18 protein-coding genes and 1 tRNA gene are annotated in these 19,042 nt (G+C 66.2%); 4 read left to right on the top strand and 15 right to left on the bottom strand.

Annotated elements, in window-relative coordinates:
- Window positions 1-95: 95 nt before the first annotated feature.
- The 15 genes from LDO41_RS02715 to LDO41_RS02785 form a co-directional block, all read right to left on the bottom strand.
- A complete protein-coding gene (locus LDO41_RS02715; RefSeq protein WP_223981511.1) occupies window positions 96-890 on the bottom strand; it encodes an ABC transporter ATP-binding protein in 795 nt (264 codons plus the stop codon).
- Window position 891: 1 nt separating this feature from the next.
- Window positions 892-1,788 (bottom strand): ABC transporter permease, encoded by an 897-nt coding sequence (locus tag LDO41_RS02720; RefSeq protein WP_223981513.1) that lies wholly within the window; start codon window positions 1,786-1,788, stop codon window positions 892-894.
- A gap of 149 nt (window positions 1,789-1,937) precedes the next feature.
- On the bottom strand, window positions 1,938-2,924 hold the full coding sequence (locus LDO41_RS02725) for an ABC transporter substrate-binding protein (RefSeq protein ID WP_223981515.1): 987 nt from the start codon (window positions 2,922-2,924) through the stop codon (window positions 1,938-1,940).
- Between the two features lie 215 nt (window positions 2,925-3,139).
- Entirely contained in the window at window positions 3,140-4,171 is a 1,032-nt protein-coding gene (locus LDO41_RS02730) for a quinone-dependent dihydroorotate dehydrogenase (RefSeq protein WP_223981517.1), read from the bottom strand.
- Window positions 4,172-4,270: 99 nt separating this feature from the next.
- The gene (locus LDO41_RS02735) at window positions 4,271-5,053 is read right to left on the bottom strand and encodes an arginyltransferase (RefSeq protein ID WP_223981519.1); all 783 of its coding nucleotides are present in this window, start codon (window positions 5,051-5,053) and stop codon (window positions 4,271-4,273) included.
- A gap of 45 nt (window positions 5,054-5,098) precedes the next feature.
- Window positions 5,099-5,839, bottom strand: a complete 741-nt coding sequence (gene aat / locus LDO41_RS02740) for a leucyl/phenylalanyl-tRNA--protein transferase (protein WP_223981521.1) — start codon at window positions 5,837-5,839, stop codon at window positions 5,099-5,101.
- Between the two features lie 64 nt (window positions 5,840-5,903).
- Window positions 5,904-6,488: an NUDIX hydrolase gene (locus LDO41_RS02745; RefSeq protein ID WP_223981523.1), complete on the bottom strand. Its 585-nt coding sequence runs from the start codon at window positions 6,486-6,488 to the stop codon at window positions 5,904-5,906.
- 140 nt (window positions 6,489-6,628) lie between these two features.
- A complete protein-coding gene (locus LDO41_RS02750) occupies window positions 6,629-7,060 on the bottom strand; it encodes a hypothetical protein (protein WP_223981525.1) in 432 nt (143 codons plus the stop codon).
- 254 nt (window positions 7,061-7,314) lie between these two features.
- Window positions 7,315-7,391, bottom strand: a tRNA-Met gene (locus tag LDO41_RS02755).
- Between the two features lie 73 nt (window positions 7,392-7,464).
- A complete protein-coding gene (locus LDO41_RS02760) occupies window positions 7,465-8,214 on the bottom strand; it encodes an RES family NAD+ phosphorylase (protein ID WP_223981527.1) in 750 nt (249 codons plus the stop codon).
- The gene (locus LDO41_RS02765; RefSeq protein ID WP_223981529.1) at window positions 8,174-8,563 is read right to left on the bottom strand and encodes an MbcA/ParS/Xre antitoxin family protein; all 390 of its coding nucleotides are present in this window, start codon (window positions 8,561-8,563) and stop codon (window positions 8,174-8,176) included. Before LDO41_RS02765 ends, LDO41_RS02760 begins: the two co-directional genes overlap by 41 nt.
- Window positions 8,564-8,656: 93 nt before the next feature.
- The gene (gene boxA / locus LDO41_RS02770) at window positions 8,657-9,886 is read right to left on the bottom strand and encodes a benzoyl-CoA 2,3-epoxidase subunit BoxA (protein WP_223981531.1); all 1,230 of its coding nucleotides are present in this window, start codon (window positions 9,884-9,886) and stop codon (window positions 8,657-8,659) included.
- Entirely contained in the window at window positions 9,870-11,303 is a 1,434-nt protein-coding gene (boxB, locus tag LDO41_RS02775) for a benzoyl-CoA 2,3-epoxidase subunit BoxB (RefSeq protein WP_223981533.1), read from the bottom strand. Before boxB ends, boxA begins: the two co-directional genes overlap by 17 nt.
- Before the next feature lie 20 nt (window positions 11,304-11,323).
- Window positions 11,324-13,036 carry a 2,3-epoxybenzoyl-CoA dihydrolase gene (boxC, locus tag LDO41_RS02780; protein ID WP_223981535.1) on the bottom strand — a complete coding sequence of 571 codons (1,713 nt, stop codon included), beginning with the start codon at window positions 13,034-13,036 and terminating at the stop codon, window positions 11,324-11,326.
- 108 nt (window positions 13,037-13,144) lie between these two features.
- On the bottom strand, window positions 13,145-14,182 hold the full coding sequence (locus LDO41_RS02785) for a helix-turn-helix transcriptional regulator (protein ID WP_223981537.1): 1,038 nt from the start codon (window positions 14,180-14,182) through the stop codon (window positions 13,145-13,147).
- Window positions 14,183-14,424: 242 nt separating this feature from the next.
- On the opposite strand from LDO41_RS02785, the gene LDO41_RS02790 reads away from it, so the two are divergent.
- From LDO41_RS02790 to LDO41_RS02805, 4 genes are all read left to right on the top strand, one after another.
- Window positions 14,425-16,065, top strand: a complete 1,641-nt coding sequence (locus LDO41_RS02790; protein ID WP_223981540.1) for a benzoate-CoA ligase family protein — start codon at window positions 14,425-14,427, stop codon at window positions 16,063-16,065.
- Window positions 16,066-16,079: 14 nt separating this feature from the next.
- Complete coding sequence (locus tag LDO41_RS02795) at window positions 16,080-16,883, top strand: alpha/beta fold hydrolase (RefSeq protein ID WP_223981543.1); 804 nt, start codon at window positions 16,080-16,082, stop codon at window positions 16,881-16,883.
- Between the two features lie 71 nt (window positions 16,884-16,954).
- Complete coding sequence (locus LDO41_RS02800; RefSeq protein ID WP_223981548.1) at window positions 16,955-18,133, top strand: ABC transporter substrate-binding protein; 1,179 nt, start codon at window positions 16,955-16,957, stop codon at window positions 18,131-18,133.
- 18 nt (window positions 18,134-18,151) lie between these two features.
- Entirely contained in the window at window positions 18,152-19,018 is an 867-nt protein-coding gene (locus LDO41_RS02805) for a branched-chain amino acid ABC transporter permease (protein ID WP_223981551.1), read from the top strand.
- Window positions 19,019-19,042: the final 24 nt, after the last annotated feature.

Raw genomic sequence — 19,042 nt, forward strand, 5'->3', positions numbered from 1 at the left:
ACAAACGAATACCAACCATGCTAACTACCGAGCGGCGCGCCGATTTTCATCGGGCCACGGATCTTGCGTAATGCAAGCCGCAGGGGAAGACTAACTCAGCCCAGCAGCAGGGCGTCGTCGTCGAGCTGTTCGTGACGCGTCTGCTCGAACATCTTGAGCAGATCCGGCACATCGAGCCCCTTGCGCTGGTCGCCCGAGACATCGAGCACCACCTGACCCTGATGCAGCATGACCGTGCGCTGGCCGTAGTCGAGCGCCTGGCGCATGCTGTGCGTGACCATCATCGTGGTGAGATTGCTCTCCTCGACGATGCGCGCGGTCAGCTCCAGCACGAACGCGGCGGTCTTCGGATCGAGCGCGGCCGTGTGTTCATCGAGCAGCAGGATGCGCGACGGCTGCAGCGACGCCATCAGCAGGCTCACGGCCTGGCGCTGGCCGCCTGACAACAGGCCGATGCGGTCCGTCAGGCGATTCTCGAGCCCGAGGTTCAGCAGGCGCAGCTTGTCGCGGAACAGTTCGCGCGAGGCCTTGTTGAGCGCGCCACGAAAACCGCGACGCGTGCCACGTGCCATCGCGAGCGCCATGTTCTCTTCGATCGTCAGCGCTTCGCAGGTGCCCGCCAGCGGGTCCTGGAACACGCGCGCGACCAGATGCGCGCGGTCCCAGGCGGGTTTGCGCGTGACATCGGTGTCGTCGATCATGATGCGGCCGGAATCGACCATCTGATCGCCGCTGATCGCATTGAGGAACGTCGACTTGCCGGCGCCATTGGAGCCGATCACGGCTACGAACTGACCGCTCGGAATATCGAGGCTCAGGCCGCGCAGCGCGCGCATTTCGATCGGCGTGTCGGGATTGAAAGTGAGCTTGAGGTCGGATGCACGCAACATATCAGGCACCTCCTTTCTTGCGCGGGAACAACTTCTTGCGCGTGGCGGGCAGCACCAGCGCCAGCGTTACCAGTGCGGCAGTCACGAGGTTCAGATCCTGCGCCTTGAGGCCGATGAAGTCGCTGTTGAGTGCCAGCGCGATAAAGAAGCGATAGAGAATCGCGCCGAGCACCACCGCGAGCGTGACCCACACGAGCTTGCGTGCCGGCAGGATGGTCTCGCCGATGATCACGGCCGCCAGGCCGATCACGATCGTGCCGATGCCCATCGAGATATCGGTGCCGCCCTGCGTCTGCGCGAACAGCGCGCCCGCGAGCGCGACCAGCGCGTTGGAGAGCGCCATGCCGGCCAGCGTCGCGCGGCCGGTGGCGATGCCCTGCGAACGCGCCATGCGTGGATTGGCGCCAGTGGCGCGCATGGCCAGACCGAGCTGCGACGCAAAGAACCAGTCGAGCGCGAGCTTGGCGACCACCACCACGATCAGCAGCAATGCCGGACGCAGCACGTAGTCGGGCAGCCATTCGGGCTGCAGGATCGTGAACAGCGTGGGCTCGGTGATCAGCGGCACATTGGGACGACCCATGATGCGCAGGTTGATCGAGTACAGCGCGATCATCATCAGGATACTGGCGAGCAGATCCATGATCTTGAGGCGCACGTTGAGCCAGCCCGTGATAAAGCCGGCGACCGCGCCCGCGACGATGGCCAGCGCGGTGGCGAGAAACGGATCGTGGCCGGCGGAGATCATCGTCGCCGCCACGGCACCGCCGAGCGGAAAGCTGCCGTCAACGGTCAGGTCGGGGAAATTGAGGATGCGGAACGAGATCAGCACCCCGAGGGCGACGAGGCTGAAGATCAGGCCGATCTCCATTGCACCCAGAAGCGAGAAGAGGGACATGGGGAATCCTGTAGCAGGTCCGGCTGCGGCGCAGGGTCACTGCGCGAAAGATCCGGAGCAGCCCCGCCGGATCGTGCCCGGCAAGGCGGCGAAGCAGAGCGGCGGGGCGGGGCGCGCGTGGGCGCCCCGCTTGTCAAGCTCGGTTGCGCTTACTTGATGACGGTCTTGGCTTCCTTGACCAGCTCCGGCGAGAGCGTGACGCCCTGCTTGGCGGCGGCGCCGGTGTTCACGAACAGCTCGAGGTTGTCGGAGGTCTGCGAGGCGATCGCGCCGGGCTTTTCGCCCTTCAGGATGCGCACCACGATGCGGCCGGTCTGGTGACCGAGGTCGCTGTAGTTGATGCCGAGCGCGGCCACGGCGCCACGCTTCACGCTGTCCGTATCGGCGGCCACGAGCGGAATCTTCGATTCGTTCGCCACCTTGACCAGCGCCTCGTAAGCAGACACCACGTTGTTGTCGGTGTTGGTGTAGATCACGTCGACCTTGCCGGCCAGGCTCTTGGCGGCCGGGCCGATATCGACGGTGCGCGGGGCCGCGGCTTCCTTCAGCGTCAGGCCCTGCTTGGCCAGCAGCTCCTTGAGCTCCTTGACCACCACCACCGAGTTCGCTTCACCGGGGTTGTAGACCATGCCGACGGTCTTGGCCTTCGGCACCACGCGCAGGATCAGGGCTACCTGCTTGTCCAGCGGCAGCTTGTCGGAGACGCCGGTCACGTTGGTGCCGGTGGGGCCCCAGGCCTTTACCAGTTGTGCCGCCACCGGGTCGGTCACGCCCGAGTACACCACGGGCACGGACTTGGTGGCCGCCACCACGGCCTGGGCCGAGGGCGTGGCAATGGCGACGATCGCGTTCGGCTGGTCGCCGACGAACTTGCGCGCGATCTGCGCGGCCGTGCCGGTGTTGCCCTGCGCGCTCTGGTATTCCCACTTGAGGTTCTTGTCGGCGTCGTAGCCGGCGCTCTTCAGTTCGTCACGCACGCCATCGCGAATCGCGTCCAGCGCGGGGTGGTCGACGATCGACAGTACCTTGACGGTCTGGGCGTGGACAGCGCCGCCGCCCAGCAGCGCAAGCGCGGTGGCCGCACCGAGCACGGTGCGCAGAAAATTCGAATGGGCAGATGCCTTGAGACGCAGCATGTAGTTGTTCTCCGCCGAAGATGGGATTTTGTTTTCAGGAAGCCCGAAAGCATACCATTTTCGGCGGCCGGCTGGCCCTGTTTTAGTGCGGCAGTGCGGCATATCGTGCCGGAATTCACTCCGGCACGCGACGCTAAGCGCAGTTTATTGCGTGGAAATGCCGTTTTCGGCCCGATTCAACACTCCGCGCCGGAGCGCGGTCGAGCCGGGGCCGGTCAGCGCAGTGCGTTTGCGCAATCGCGCACCAACGCGGGGCCGCGATAGATCAGCCCGCTGTACACCTGCACGAGCTGCGCGCCCGCATCGATCTTGGCGCGCGCGTCGCTGCCGCTGAAAATGCCACCGACACCGACGATCGGCACCGCATCGCCGACCACCGCGCGCAACGCACGCACCACGCGCGTCGACGCCTCGAACACGGGGCGGCCCGACAGGCCGCCGGCTTCTTCGGCGTGGGGCAGGCCCTTGACCGCGTCGCGCGAGATCGTCGTGTTGGTGGCGATCACGCCATCGATGCCATGACGCACGAGCGCATCGCCGATATTGCGCACCTGATCGTCGTCGAGATCCGGCGCGATCTTGAGCGCGAGCGGTACGTAGCGCTTGTGCTGATCGGCCAGGCGCTGCTGCGCGGTGCGGAGCGTCGACAGCAGGCCATCGAGTTCGCTGGCGCCCTGCAACTGGCGCAGGTTCTTGGTGTTCGGCGACGAGATATTGACGGTGACGTAGCTAGCGTGCGGATACACGCGCTCGAGGCAGTACACGTAGTCGTCCACCGCGCGTTCGATCGGCGTGTCGGCGTTCTTGCCGATATTCAGCCCAAGCACGCCGCCGGAAGCTTTCCAGCGCGAGGCTTGCACGTTGGCGACGAAGGCATCGACGCCGCCATTGTTGAAGCCCATGCGGTTGATCAGCGCATCGGCCTGCGGCAGGCGGAACATGCGCGGACGCGGATTGCCGGGTTGGGCGCGCGGCGTGACCGTGCCCACCTCGATAAAGCCGAAGCCGAGCGCGGCCAGGCCGTCGATATACGCGCCATCCTTGTCCAGGCCAGCGGCCAGGCCCACCGGGTTCGGAAACCGCACGCCCATCACCGTGCGCGGGTCGTCGGCGATGCTGTTGCCGATGCAGCCGCCCAGACCCATGCGATGCGCGCGCAGCAGGTTGTTCAGCGTGAAATGGTGGGCATCCTCCGCATCCATCGAGAACAGGGCGGGGCGGAACAGGGGATAGAGCGCGTTGAGCACGGGGCGAAAGACGCGGCGGGCGCCGCGAGGGAGTTCAGGTCAGGGCGGCATTGTACCGGGAGGCGCAAGCCGCTCCGCGCCGCAGGGCTCCATATCACCTCACGGCTGGGGCGTCGGCGCTTCCGTCGTATCTTCGGCAGCCGGCTCGAATGCCTGCCACTGATTGCCCGTTAGGATCTGCAGCGGCCGGAAGCGCGACTTGTATGCCATCTTGCGGCTGTCGGCGATCCAGTAACCGAGGTACAGGTGCGGCAGGCCAAGTTCGCGGGTCTGATTGATCTGCCACAGGATGTTGTAGGTGCCGTAGCTCGCGCCGACCTCGAGTGGGTCATAGAACGTGTAGACCGACGACAGGCCGTCGTCGAGGACGTCGATCATGCTGACCATGCGCAGCCGCCCAGCCTCGGGCGAGTCCGGCGGTTCGCGGAACTCGACCAGCCGCGAGTTCACGCGGCTTTGCAGCAGGAATTGCTCGTACTGGTCGCGGCTGTCCTGATCCATGCCGCCACCGGCGTGACGCAGCGACTGATACTGCAGATAGAGCGCGTAGTGCTCCTCGACGTAGGTCAGCGGCGCCACCAACGCCTGCAGGCTCGCGTGCTGGCGCAGGGCGCGGCGCTGACTGCGGTCGGGCCGGAACTCGTCCACCAGCACGCGACATGGCGTACACGCGTGGCATTCGTCGCAATAGGGGCGATACGTGAAGATGCCGCTGCGGCGGAAGCCGGCGCGCACGAGGCGCGAATAAACATCGGCGTTGATCAGGTGGGCGGGCGTGGCCACCTGCGAGCGGGCCATACGGCCGTCGAGGTAGCTGCAAGCGTATGGCGCTGTTGCATAAAACTGCAGCGCGGATAGCGGAAGTTCCTTGAGCTTGCTCATGGCGTCAAATCGGGCGTGGTGAGCCTGAACGCAGTCTAACAGAGGTCAGGCCGCAGCCCACGCCCAATGGTTCAGCACCGATTTGTCGAACTGCCACGTCTCGATTTCCGGCAGCGCCGCGGCCGCTCGCACGTGGGCGAGAAAGTCCGCGCGGCTGATCGGGCCGGCGCCGAGCGAGGCCAGATGGTCGGTTTCCTGCTGGCAGTCGATCAGCGTCACGCCATGGCCGATCAGGAACGCGCATAGCGCCGCGAGCGCGATCTTCGACGCATCGGTGCGATGCGCGAACATCGATTCGCCGTAGAACATGCGGCCGAGTGCCACGCCATACAGGCCGCCCACGCGCTCGCCCTCGTACCAGGCCTCCACCGAATGCGCGAGCCCGTTGCGATGCAGGGCACTGTAGGCCGCGACGATCTCGTCGGTGATCCACGTGCCGAGCTGGCCGTCACGCGGCGTCATCGCGCAGGCGCGCATCACCGCGACAAAGTCGTCATCGGCGCGAATCTCCCACGCGGGGTCGCGCAGCACACGGCGCAGGGTCTTGCGCAGCGTGACCGAGACGCGCAACGCGGTCGGGGCCAGCACCATGCGCGGATCGGTGCTCCACCACAATACGGGCTGGCCTTCGGAGTACCACGGGAAAATACCCTGGCGATAGGCCAGCAGGAGCCGTTGCGGCGAGAGGTCGCGACTGGCGGCGAGCAGCCCCGGCGCGTCGGAGGCAGGGCCCAGGGCCCGCTCGACGGGCGGAAATGGGTCCTGCGGGTCCAGCCAGGTGATCATAGGAGGTGGCGCCGCCGCGGGGGACGCATTGGGGGGCGCATCTGGCGCGACAAAGGAGCGAGCGTCAGGGCGTGACGGTGGCGCGGCTCGACAGTGGCCGCATGGGCTTGTCGATATCGAGGCTATGCAGGCGCCAGCTGCCATCGGCAATGCGACCGGCCGCGCGATCCGCGAAGAAGCAGCGCAGGGTATGAATCACGGTAGGGAATGCCAGATCGTCCCAAGGCACGTCCGCTTCGGTGACCAGCTTCACCTCGAGGCTTTCCTCGCCCGCCGAGATATCGAGATCGTCGAGCGTGGCCAGGTAGAACAAATGGACCTGATGCACATGCGGGACGTTGAGCAGCGAATACAGCTCGCCCACCTGCACGCGCGCACCGGCTTCCTCGAGCGTTTCACGGGCCGCGGCCTGTGCGGTGGTTTCCGCAACTTCCATAAAACCCGCGGGCAGCGTCCAGAAGCCATAACGAGGCTCGATGGCGCGCTTGCAGATCAGGATCTTGTCTTCCCAGACCGGGATGGTGCCCACCACGTTGCGCGGATTCACATAATGAATCGTGCCGCAGCTGTCGCACACGCTGCGGGGGCGGTTGTCGCCATCGGGTACGCGCAAGACGACCGCATGGCCGCAGTTCGAGCAGAATTTCATGAGGGACGTCCGGAAGGAATGGCGCCAAGTGTATCACCGCGCCGCCGGCCGTCCTCACCGTACTAACACTGCCCCGTACCTCACGGTTTGGCTCCCCTCTCCCTGCGGGAGGGGAGCCGGGGGTGAGGGCGGTGTCGCGCTTACTTACCCGTGGTTCCCGCCGTGCCCGGCGAGCCGGGAACCGGCGTGCCAGTGCCCGGGGGCATGGTACCCGTGCCCGGCGTCGTACCGCTGCGCGGCGTGGTCCGGCCAGCGTCGCGGTTCATGGAGTTGTCACGCGGCATGGTGCTGTCGCGGGCCTGGTCGCGTGCGTTGGTGCCGGGCGCGGTGGTTCCGCGCGCGCCTGACGGGTTGGTCGCCGGCGTATCGCCTGGACCCGTGGTGCCCGACTTCGTGCCGGTGCTCGTGCCCGGTGCGCCGCCAAGACCGGTGCCCGTGCCGGCGCTACCGCCGCCACCGCCCGCGCCACCTCCGCCGCCACCGCCCTGTGCAAATGCGGCGCCACTGACGAGCATCGCGCAGGTCAGCGCACCGGTGATCCATTTCGCTGCAGTTTTCTTGGAATTCGCCATGACATGCTCCTCAAGGAAAGTGTGATGGAGCCATGACCTGCGCAAGACGCGTTCCTGCCGCATACGGGTAGCATGCGCCGCTTCTCGCGCCGCGCGTTGCATATTGAACGTGGCAGCGATGCAGATATTGCGTGGAGAGGGGGGTGGGAGGATGTCGCAAAAACGGCAGGCAACAAAAAACCCGCCGAGCCATAAAGCGCTGAGCGGGTTGATGTATTTTTCGACGGTCGTTTAAACGCTTAAACATCAAGCGTTGGTTGCGGGGGCAGGATTTGAACCTGCGACCTTCGGGTTATGAGCCCGACGAGCTGCCAGACTGCTCCACCCCGCGTCCGTCGAAGCTGAAATTATATGTCAGCTAATTTTGCATTGCAACACATAACTTCAAACGCTCTCTTTACCGCTCACGCTTGCCATGCGGTGGCCTCGAATTCAAAGCTGTCGCGCAGTTGCAGATCGTCGCGCTGCCAGATCACGCGATCGCGTCGCACCGTGAGCATCCACGTGGTGGTCTCGCGTGGATGCGGTGCATCAAATGCGCGCGGGCTCAATACGGCGGCGGCGCGACCGTGCCGGGGATCGCGCACGGACGTGTAGCGAATCACGCCGACACCGGCCTCGCGCGCGAGGCGCGCGAAGGCCTGGCAGGCCGTGTAGTCGGTGGGATGGGTCCAGCGCGCGGCGTCCTCGTCGTCCGCGGTGAATGGCGGCGCATCCAGGGCGATACCCGGCGCATGCACGCTGACCTGGAACAATGTCTGCGCGCGGGCATCGATGCGTGGCAGGTCGGGGCTGTCCAGCAGAAAGCGCCAGCGCCAGTAACCAAGCTCCGCGCACGCGGTGCGAATTTCGTCGGCCCCGTAGAACACGCCCGGGTCCTGCGCGCCACGAAAGCGCGAGGCGCGATTGGCGTCGGTTGCGGCAGTGGGATAACGGAACGGCGTGAACATCAGATAGTGCAGCGCCCGCGCGTCGGCGGGTATCTGCGGCTTGCCGGCTTCCAGCACGCGCTCGAGCACGGCCTGTTCCTCGAGGCTGTCGACGAGCGGCATGGTCGATACCACATGCTGGGCCTCCACGGCCCGCCATAGCGTGAGCGCAAGTGGCTTGCGCTCAGATGCGACCGCGGGTGGCGTCCAGGTAGTGAACGACACGTACGAGACCTTCGGTGGTGCGGATGAGTTCGAGCGGCTTGCCGCCCAGCGCGAGATTGTCGTGGGTCAGCCAGAGACGCGCCTGCTCGTCATGGCCGAGGATGGCGTCGAGCGAGCGGAACAGGCGCACGAACAGCACACCGAACTCCCACTCCTTGCGATGCGCGTCGAGGATATAGCCGCCCGAGGCCATGCGCGACACGGAGGCGGTGCTGATGCCGAGCACGCTGGCGACCACGGCCTGGCTGATGCCGAGAAACGCGGCCGCGCGCATGACCGCCTTGGTCAGCGTGGTGCCGGGATCGGGTCCGCTGGCGGGGTCTGTCTCCGGAATCTGGCTGGCTTGCATCAAGGCTGCTCCTGGCCGCTATGTTCATGATTCGCTGTTTCTTGAGAAACATTATAGGCGGCCAGTTTCAGAAGGGAAGTCGCTTTATGCGGATCAATAGGTTTCGATATGCAGACGCCCCTCCGTGCGCAGGGCGGTTTCGATCGCGGACCAGTCCAGTCCATGCGCCGCGCACACCTCGCCAAAGGCCGCCAGTACGCCTTCCTCCATGCCTCTGAGTCCGCAGATATAGACGTAGGCATGCGCGTCGCCCAGATGCGCGGCCACGCTGGCGGCAGCCTCGCGGATGGCGTCCTGCACATAGCGGCGCGGCGCGGCCGCATCGCGCGAGAAGGCGAGATGAATATCGAGGAAGTCCTTCGGCAGCTTCTGCAATGGCCCGAAGTAGGGCAGCTCCGCCGGATGGCGCGCGCCGAAGAACAGCAGGCGCCGGCCATCGAATGCTTCGCGCTGGCGGCGCATACGCTCGGTCATCGCGCGCATCGGGGCGGAGCCGGTGCCGGTGCAGATCATCATCACGCTGGCTTCGCGATGGTTCGGCATCAGGAACGTGTTGCCGAACGGGCCCACCACCTGCACAGTGTCGCCCTTGGCGAGGTCGCACAGGAAGTTCGACGCCACGCCGCGCACGGGCTGGCCGTCGTGATCGTGCTCGACGCGCTTTACCGTCAGTGCAAGATTGTTGTAGCCGGGGCGCTCGCCGTCGCGTGGGCTCGCCACCGAGTACATACGGATGTAATGCGGCTTGCCGCGCGCATCGGTGCCGGGCGGCACGATGCCGATTGCCTGCCCCTCGAGTACCGGAAAGAACTGGTTGCCGAAGTCGAGCACCAGATGGTGGATATCGCTCGAGGCGTCGTCGGCGGTCAGACGGTAGTTGCCGGCGACGGTGGCGATGATCGGCGTGTGCACGCCGTGCAGGTTCACGTAGGGATGGGCGGCCGACCACGGCGCGCGTGGAGACGTGTGCTGGCTGGTCTCCACGGCTTGGACGGGGGCGTCGGTCTGCATGGCGCCCGCATCGGCCACGGTCGCCTCCAGGGTCGCTTCCATCGGCACCGCCGCGGGCAGCTCATCCCATTCGAGTTGCGCGTCGATCGGATACGCCTGCGCGCGCGGCATCATGCGCCAATTGTCGATCGCGCCCGTGGGACACGGCGACAGGCACGCGCCGCAGCCGTTGCAGACCTCGGCGCGCACCACATAGTTGCGGGAGTCGTGCGTGATGGCGCCGATCGGGCAAGTGTCCTCGCAGGTATTGCAGCGAATGCAGATCTCGGGATCGATCAGGTGCTGCCTGATGATCTCAGTTGAAGCGGACATAGGCAAAATCCATCGGCTGGCGGTTGACACCCACGGCCGGTGGCGCGATCCAGTTCGCATAGCGGCCCGGTTCGACCACGCGACCCATCAGCGAGGCCACGAACGCGCGATCGGCTTCGGTCGCCAGCCATTCGTGCTGCCGCGCGTTCCATTCGGCTTCGCTGATCAGCGCCCCCTCCGGCGTCACGCGAATATTCGACAGCGTCCCCAACGTCCCAATGCGGCGATTGAAGGCCTTGTGCGGCACGGTCAGGCGGAACGGGATGCCAGCCTTCTCGATGACCTTGTTCCAGCGTGCCACGCCGCCCATCGAATCGCGGATGTAGTCGTCGCGCAGCACTTCGTTGAGCGCGTTGAGCATCGGCACCTCGCGCTCGGTCAGTGTTCCGTCCTGGACCTCGAGGATGCGATAGACCTCCTGCTTGAGCACGTGATCGTCGTCACGCTTGCCTTCCTCGAAACGGCCCTTGAGCCCGGCGCTGTAGAACGTGGCGGCATTCGACGACTGGTCCGCGCCGAACAGGTCGATCGTCACGCTGTAATGGAAATTCAGATAGCGCTGGAGCGTCTGCAGATCGATCACGCCAGCCGCGCGCACGTCGGCGGGGGCGTGGATATCGCGCTCGCGCATGACCTCGCAGGTGCGCTGGATCACGCGCGACACGCCCGACTCGCCGACGAACATATGGTGCGCTTCCTCGGTCAGCATAAAGCGCGTGGTGCGCGCGAGCGGATCGAACCCCGACTCCGCCAGCGCGCAAAGCTGGAACTTGCCGTCGCGGTCGGTGAAGTACGTGAACATGAAGAACGCGAGCCAGTCGGGCGTGCGCTCGTTGAACGCGCCCAGGATGCGCGGATTGTCTTCGTCGCCCGAGCGGCGGCCAAGCAACGCCTCGGCTTCTTCGCGGCCATCGCGGCCGAAGTAGCGATGGAGCAGGTAGACCATCGCCCACAGGTGGCGGCCCTCCTCGACGTTGACCTGGAACAGGTTGCGCAGGTCGTAGAGCGAGGGCGCGGTCAGGCCGAGGTGGCGCTGCTGCTCGACCGAGGCCGGTTCGGTATCGCCCTGCGTCACGATGATGCGGCGCAGATTGGCGCGGTGCTCGCCCGGGACTTCCTGCCATGCCGCCTCGCCCTTGTGCTCGCCGAAGTGGATGCGGCGTTCGGGATCGCTCGGCGGCAGGAAAATGCCCCAGCGATAGTCGGGCATCTTCACGTAGTCGAAATGGGCCCAGCCCGACGGGTCCACCGAAGTTGCCGTGCGCAGGTACACGTCGTGCGCGTGCGAACCTTCAGGGCCCATGTCGCGCCACCAGTCGAGGAACGCCGGTTGCCAATGCTCGAGCGCGCGTTGCAGCGCGCGGTCATCGGAGAGATTGACGTTGTTCGGGATCTTCTGGCTGTAGTCGATGCTCATGGGGTTCTCCTCGGGCGTGATCAGACGCGGTCCCAGTCGAAACGGGCCTTGTTGCCGGTGCCGAACACCTTGAGCGCACCGTGCTCGCCGACCGCGTTGGGCCGGTTGAAGATCCAGTTCTGCCATGCGGAGAGCCGCCCGAAGATGCGGGTCTCCATGGTCTCGTGCGCGCCAAAGCGCAGGTTGGCTTCGAGCCCGGTCAGCGCATCGGGTGAGAGGCTCGCGCGTTCTTCCAGCGCCAGGCGGATCTCATCGTCCCAGTCGATATCGTCGGGCGCCATGGTGACGAGCCCGAGCGCTTCGGCCGCGCGCGCATCGAGCGGCGTGTCGAGGCGTGCGCGTACGGCCTCGATCGGTACCGCCTCGCCGTAGAAGCGCGCGACCAGCCGGGGCAGGCCGTTCGGCATCGGATAGCGGCCGAAGTTGGCGGTATGCACGCAGAGCCGCGGCGCGGTGTGCGGATCCACATCATCGGCGTCGCTGGTATCGAGCATGTAGCTGCGGTCCGCCGCCAGTGCGAGTTCGAGCAGGGTGCCCGCGAAGCACGAGCCTGGCTCGATCAGCGCGATCAGACTGCGCGACGAGACGTCCAGGCGCGCAAGCGTGCGGCGCAGCATGCCGATGGTCTCGCGCACGAACCAGTGCCGCGCATGCGCGTCGAGGGTTGCGTCCGCTGCCAGCACGTGTAGCGCGTCGCCGGCGGTGCGCAGGACCCAGATGCCGAGGTCGAGATGGTTGGTGCGCAGCATCAGGATGGCGTCGTCGAGTTCGCGCGCCATCTTCAGCGGCCACCATTGCGCGCCCGCGGCCACGATGGCGCCGAGGTCGGCCGGCGGTGCCGCGTCTGGCGCGCGCACCGTCAGCGTGGCGCGGCGGGCGGCGCGGTCGAGCGTGACCGTCACCGTGTCATAGGCGTAGCCATCGGCCGTGATCGTGCGTGACAGCGGCGTGAGTGCGATGCCGGTGGCGTCGGCAGGGCGGTCGCTATGCGCGGCCAGTTCGCGCGCGCGCGTTTGCACGTGTTCGGCGAAGCGCGCGGGTTTGACCACGTCATCGACAAGCTTCCAGTCGCGCGCACGCTCGCCGCGCACGCCTTCCGTGGTCAGGCAGAAGATATCGGCATGATCGCGCCGTACATGGCGCTTGTCGGTGATGCGCGTAAGGCCGCCGGTGCCCGGCAGCACGCCCAGCAGCGGCACCTCGGGCAGGCTTACCGCCGACGAGCGGTCATCGACCAGCACGATCTCATCGCACGCGAGCGCCAGTTCGTAGCCGCCGCCGGCCGTGGTGCCGTTGCAGGCGGCAATGAACTTCAGGCCCGAGTAACGGCTGCTGTCCTCGATGCCGTTGCGCGTCTCGTTGGTGAACTTGCAGAAGTTCACCTTCCACGCATGGCTCGATTTGCCGAGCATGAAGATATTGGCGCCCGAGCAGAACACGCGCTCGCGCGCGCTGGTGACCACCACGCTGCGTACTTCGGGATGCTCGAAGCGGACGCGCTGCAGCGCGTCGTGCAGCTCGATATCCACACCGAGGTCATAGGAGTTCAGCTTCAGCGCGTAGCCGGGCCGCAGGCCGCCGTTCTCGTCGACATCCATGGTCAGCGTGGCAATCGGGCCGTCATAGGCAAGGCGCCAATGACGGTAGTGGTCCGGATGACGATCGAAAGTCACCAGATCGTCATGGGCGGACGATGGCGCGCTGACCTGCGGGGCGAGAGCCGGCATGGACATTGGAGCGTCTCCTCAGTGCACTATAGTGCTTCGCATATTGCGATGAAATATAGTGCACCAATGAGGCTGACGCAACCCGTGGTTTTGCTATCCCTGGCTAAGCGCGCGTCAGTCTTCGTCGCGCAGGCGTTCGCGCAGCGCGCGCAGCGAGGTGTCGGCGTCCTGGCCGCTGGTATCGATGGCCAGATCCGCGCGCGCGTACAGCGGCGAGCGCGCCTGCAGGATGCGGCGCAGATCGGTCATGGCCTCGCGGTTGCCTTCCATCGGGCGCATATCGCCTTGTGCGACCACGCGTGCCATATGCTCTTCGGGCGAGGTGCGCACCCAGACCGTGTAGCAGTTCGACAGCAGCAGATTGAACGTGGCGGGCTCGGAGACGAGGCTGCCGGGCGTGGCCAGCACCATGGTCTCGTGATCGCGCAGCACGCGTTCGAGCGCGCGCATCTCGTAGCGCCGATAGGCTGCCTGACCGTAGAGCGAGTGGATCTCGGACAGGCTTGCGCCGGCTTCCCGCTCGATCGCGCTGTTCAGTTCGACGAACGGCATCTCCTCGGCGCCCGCCAGCGCGCGGCCGAGCGTCGATTTGCCGGCGCCGCGCAGGCCGATCAGCGCGATGCGGCGATGGCGCGCGGCACGCGAGGCCGCGGGCGAGAGCGCCTGCTGCGCGGCCTCGCGCACGCGGGCGAGGTCGTGCGCCGGCAGTTGCGCGAGCCATTGCACGAGCTGTGAAAACTCCGCGGCGCGCTGGTTCGGATGCTGGGCCGTGGGCACGACCACGCCGGCGCGACCGTCGATGCGGCGCTCCACTTGATCGTTGTGGCCCTGCGCGTCAACGTCGGCCCGTACGTCCACTTCGGCCAGCACCACGGGCAGCGGCACATCGAGCGCGCGCGCCACCTCGCGCAGCAGCAGCACGGAGGCGTTGCCGGTACCGGTTTCGAGATTGGCGAGGTAACGTTCGGAGACATCGGCCCCGCGCGCCAGGTCCTTGCGGGACATGCCGCGCGCCGCGCGTAGCGAGCGGATGCGGTCGCCGAGTTGCGTCAGATAAGGGTCGCGCACCGCCGTGGCCGCAGCCGCGGCAGGGCGATCCGGACTTTCGGGGCGGTCATCGGAATGCTGTTGCGGATCAGGGTCGCGACGCATACGTGGAGGAGGGATGGGTCACATTGGGCCGCATTATACGGCTCGGGGTGGGGCTCGGGCTGAGGGCTCGGCCACACCGGCGTCCGAAGATCGTGCCATGGGCAGCAGTTATATAGTGCATACCCTTGCTTGCATGTTAGGACATATGAAATAAAATGCATCGGAATCGATAACACAGCGCTGACGCTGGGACGCGAAGGGCCATTCACCCATCGCCCGACCACGGTCACAGGAGTGGAGACATGACGCCCCCGGTCATTGCCGAGCTGCCCCCGCGCTTCAACGCCGCGCACGACCTGCTGTCCCGTAACCTCGCCGCTGGCCGTGGCGGCAAGGTCGCCTACCTTGACGATCAGGGCGCCACCACGTTTGCCGAACTCGATGCGCGCTGCCGCGCCTTTGCGGCGGCGTTGCGCTGCGCGGGCTACCGGCGCGAGGAACGCGTGCTGCTGTGCGCGCTCGACACGATCGATTTCCCCACGGTGTTTCTCGGTTGTCTGCTCGCCGGCGTGGTGCCGGTGGCCGTGAACACATTGCTGACCGCGGACGATTACGCGTACATGCTCGAGCACAGCGGCGCGCGCGCGGTGGTGGTGTCGGGCACGTTGCTGCCGTGCATGCACGCGGCTTTCGACAAGCTCGGCTCCGCACCGCTGCCGGACGTCATCGTTGCCGCGCCTGGCGATGCGCCGCACGACGTGCCAAGCGTCAGTGCGATGGTCGTCACGATGGTCGCCCCGATGGTCCCCCCACAACGCGGCGCGCTTGAAAGCCATGCCACCGCCGTGGCCCCAACCGGTCCCGACGACATGGCGTTCTGGCTCTACTCGTCGGGCTCGACGGGCCGGCCCAAGGGCACCGTGCACACGCATGGCAATCTGTTTCATACCGCCGACCTGTACGCGCGCCGCGTGCTCGACTTGCGCGAAGACGACGTGGTGTTCTCGGCGGCCAAGCTGTTCTTCGCGTACGGCCTCGGCAACGCGCTGACTTTTCCGCTGTCGGTGGGCGCCACCACGGTGCTGATGGCCGAACGACCGACGCCGCAGGCTGTGTTCCAGCGGCTGACCGTCCATCGACCGACCGTGTTCTGCGGCGTGCCAACGCTATTCGCCGGCATGCTTGCCGCTACCGATCTGCCCGCGCGGGCGAATGTCGCGCTGCGCGTTTGTACCTCGGCTGGCGAGGCATTGCCGCGCGATATCGGCGATCGCTTCCTCGCGCATTTCGGCTGCGACATCCTCGACGGCATCGGTTCCACCGAGATGCTGCATATCTTCCTGTCCAACCGGCCCGGCGAGGTGCGCTACGGCACCACCGGCAAGCCGGTGCCCGGCTACGAGCTGAAGCTGCTCGACGAGCGCGGCGAGCCGTGCGCGCCCGGCGACATCGGCGATCTCTATATCAAGGGACCCTCGGCGGCATTGATGTACTGGGGCAACCGCGACCGCACGCGCGACACATTCGTCGGCGCATGGACGCGCAGCGGCGACAAGTACGTGCGCGACGCGGACGGCTATTACACCTACGCGGGGCGCAGCGACGACATGCTCAAGGTGGGTGGCATCTACGTGTCGCCGTTCGAGGTCGAGGCCGCGCTCGCGCAGCATCCGGCGGTGCTCGAGGCCGCGGTGATCGGCGTGACCGATGCCGAGCAACTGGTCAAGCCCAAGGCGTTCGTGGTGCTGCGGCCGGGCAGCACGTGGCATGACGGCATGGCGGCGGAGTTGCAGGCGTTCGTGAAGTCGCGACTGGCGCCGTACAAGTATCCGCGCCAGATCGAATGCGTGGACGAACTGCCAAAGACGGCCACAGGCAAGATCCAGCGCTTTCGCCTGCGCCAGCGCGAAGAGGCTACGCGGCAATCTGCGCGACTGTCGTGAACGAGGGCGGCGGCATGGCAACCGAACTGGCACGCATCCCATTCGATGGCCGGCAGATCGATATCGAGTTCGCATGGCTGCGCGCGGAACGCACGGAGCGGCCGCTCCTGGTGTTCCTGCACGAAGGCCTCGGCTCGGTCAGCATGTGGCGCGACTATCCGCGCCAGCTGTGCGAGGCGGGCGACCTGCGCGGCCTGGTCTTGTCGCGCTATGGCTACGGACAGTCCACGCCGCGGCCGCATGACGAGAAATGGGGCGTCGATTTCATGCATCGCCAGGCGCGCGAGGCATTGCCCGCGCTGTTCGATGTGCTCGAGATTGGTGCGGGCCGCCGTCATGGCGTGCCGTGGCTGTTCGGGCATAGCGACGGCGGCTCCATCGCACTGATCTGCGCGGCCAGCGCCCCCGCCATGGTGGCCGGGCTGATCGTGCTGGCACCACACATCGTTGTGGAAGAGGTGTCGGTGCGCAGTATCGCGGCCACGCGCGATCTGTATCGGCAAACGGACCTGCGCGCGCGGCTGGCGCGCCACCATGCCGACGTCGACTCCGCATTCTGGGGGTGGAACGACATCTGGCTCGATCCCGCATTCCGTGCATGGGATCTGCGTCCACTGCTGGCCGATCTCCGCTGCCCGGTGCTCGCCGTACAGGGCGAGGACGACGAGTACGGCACCATGGCCCAGATCGAGGGTATCCATCGATATGCCCCGCACGCCGCGCTGCTTAAACTCGCGCGCTGTGGACACTCGCCCCATCGTGACCAGCCGGAGCGATTGACCGAGGCGGCAGTGGCCTTTATTTCGACGCACACCTGACACATTCGGCCCCCCGATCGGGAAACCCTCGGGCGCGGCCCACTGGCTTGAGACCAACAGGAGGAAAATCGATGCACCGTCGCTCGTCGCCGTTACTGTCGCTTGCTCTTGCCACCGCGCTGGCCTGGCTGCCGGCGGGCGCCCACGCCCAGACCGTGGCCGGCAAGATCAAGGTGGGCTTCATGCTGCCCTACACCGGCACGTATGCGGCGCTCGGCACGGCCATCGAGAACGGTTTCCGGCTGTATGTGCAGGAGCAGGGCGGCAAGCTCGGTGGCAAGGATGTGGAGTACTTCAAGGTGGACGACGAATCCGATCCGGCCAAGGCCCCCGAAAACGCCTCCAAGCTGGTCAAGCGCGACCAGGTGGATGTGGTCGTCGGCACCGTCCATTCAGGCGTGCAGATGGGCATCGTCAAGGTGGCCAAGGAAAACAACACGCTGCTGATCATTCCCAACGCCGGCGTCGACGAGGCCACCGGTCCGCTGTGCGGCCCCAATATCTTCCGTTCGTCGTTCTCGAACTGGCAGCCTGGCAATGCGATGGGGCAGGTGGTGGCGTCGCGCGATATCAAGCGCGTGGTCACGCTCACGTGGAAATACGCTGCCGGCGAGCAGTCGGTCAAGGGCTTCAAGGAAGCCTTCGAAGCGAAGGGCGGCAAGGTCGTCAAGGAACTGAGCCTGCCGTTCCCCAACGTCGAGTTCCAGGCCCAGATCACCGAGATCGCGTCGCTCAAGCCCGACGCGGTGTTCGTGTTCTTCGCGGGCGGCGGCGCGGTCAAGTTCGTCAAGGATTGGGCGGCGGCCGGCCTCAAGGACAAGATTCCGCTGTTTGCGTCCGGTTTCCTGACCGACGGCACGCTGGAGGCGCAGGGCGCCGCCGCGCAAGGGCTGGAAACCACGCTGCACTATGCCGATGGTCTGAACAACGCGCGCGACAAGGCCTTCCGCCTCGCGTACGCCAAGGCGTACAAGCTGCAGCCGGATGTGTACGCGGTGCAGGGCTACGATGCGGCGCAACTGCTCGCGGCCGGAGCCAACGCGGTCAAGGGCGACATGACGCGCAAGGCGGAGGTCTACAAGGCCATGGAGGGCGCGCGCGTGGACAGCCCGCGCGGCGCGTTCACGCTGTCGAAGGCGCACAATCCGGTGCAGGACTTCTATCTGCGCAAGGTGGATGGCCGCGAGAACAAGGTCAGCAGCGTGGCGGTGCGCGCGCTCGCGGATCCCGCGCGCGGCTGCCGGCTGTAAGACAGGGATGCGGGTGGCATGGACGTCGTTTCGTTTCTGATTCAGTGCCTGAACAGCGTGCAGTACGGACTGCTGCTGTTTCTGGTGGCAAGCGGGCTCACGCTGATCTTCGGCATCATGGGCGTGATCAATCTCGCCCATGGCAGCTTCTACATGCTGGGCGCCTACCTGGCGTTCACGCTCGCCAGCCTTACCGGCAGCCTGTTCGTCGCGCTGCCGCTCGGCATCGTGCTCGCGATCGTATTCGGCTACCTGCTCGAGTGGCTCTTCTTCAGCTACCTGTACCAGCGCGACCATCTGCAGCAGGTACTGATGACCTATGGCCTGATCCTCGTGTTCGAGGAGCTGCGCAGCATCCTCGTCGGCGATGACGTGCACGGCGTGACCGTGCCCGCGCTGCTCGACGGCGCGCTGCCGATCGGCAATGACATGACGTATCCGGTCTACCGCCTGTTTATCTCGGCGGTGTGCCTGCTGGTGGCCGGCGCGATGTACTACGTGCTGCGGCACACCCGGCTCGGCATGACGATTCGCGCGGGCGCGGCCAACCGCGAAATGGTGCAGTCGCTCGGCATCAACGTTACGCTGTTGTATCGGCTGGTGTTCGCGCTCGGCGTGGCGCTGGCGGTACTGGCCGGCATGATCGCGGCCCCGGTCTCGTCGGTGTATCCGGGGATGGGCGGGCAGGTGCTGATCGTCTGCTTCGTGGTGGTGGTGATCGGCGGCATCGGGTCGGTCAAGGGCGCGCTGGTGGCGTCGCTGCTGCTGGGCTTCGTCGATACGTTCGGCAAGGTGTTCTGGCAGGATGCCGCGGGGGTGCTGATCTACCTGCTGATGGCCGTGATCCTGTTGTGGAAGCCGCAGGGCCTGTTTCGCGCGGGTTGAGGGCGAGACACCAACACCGGTAAT

The organism is Cupriavidus pampae, from assembly GCF_914271485.1.
GTDB classification, from domain to species: Bacteria; Pseudomonadota; Gammaproteobacteria; order Burkholderiales; family Burkholderiaceae; genus Cupriavidus; species Cupriavidus pampae.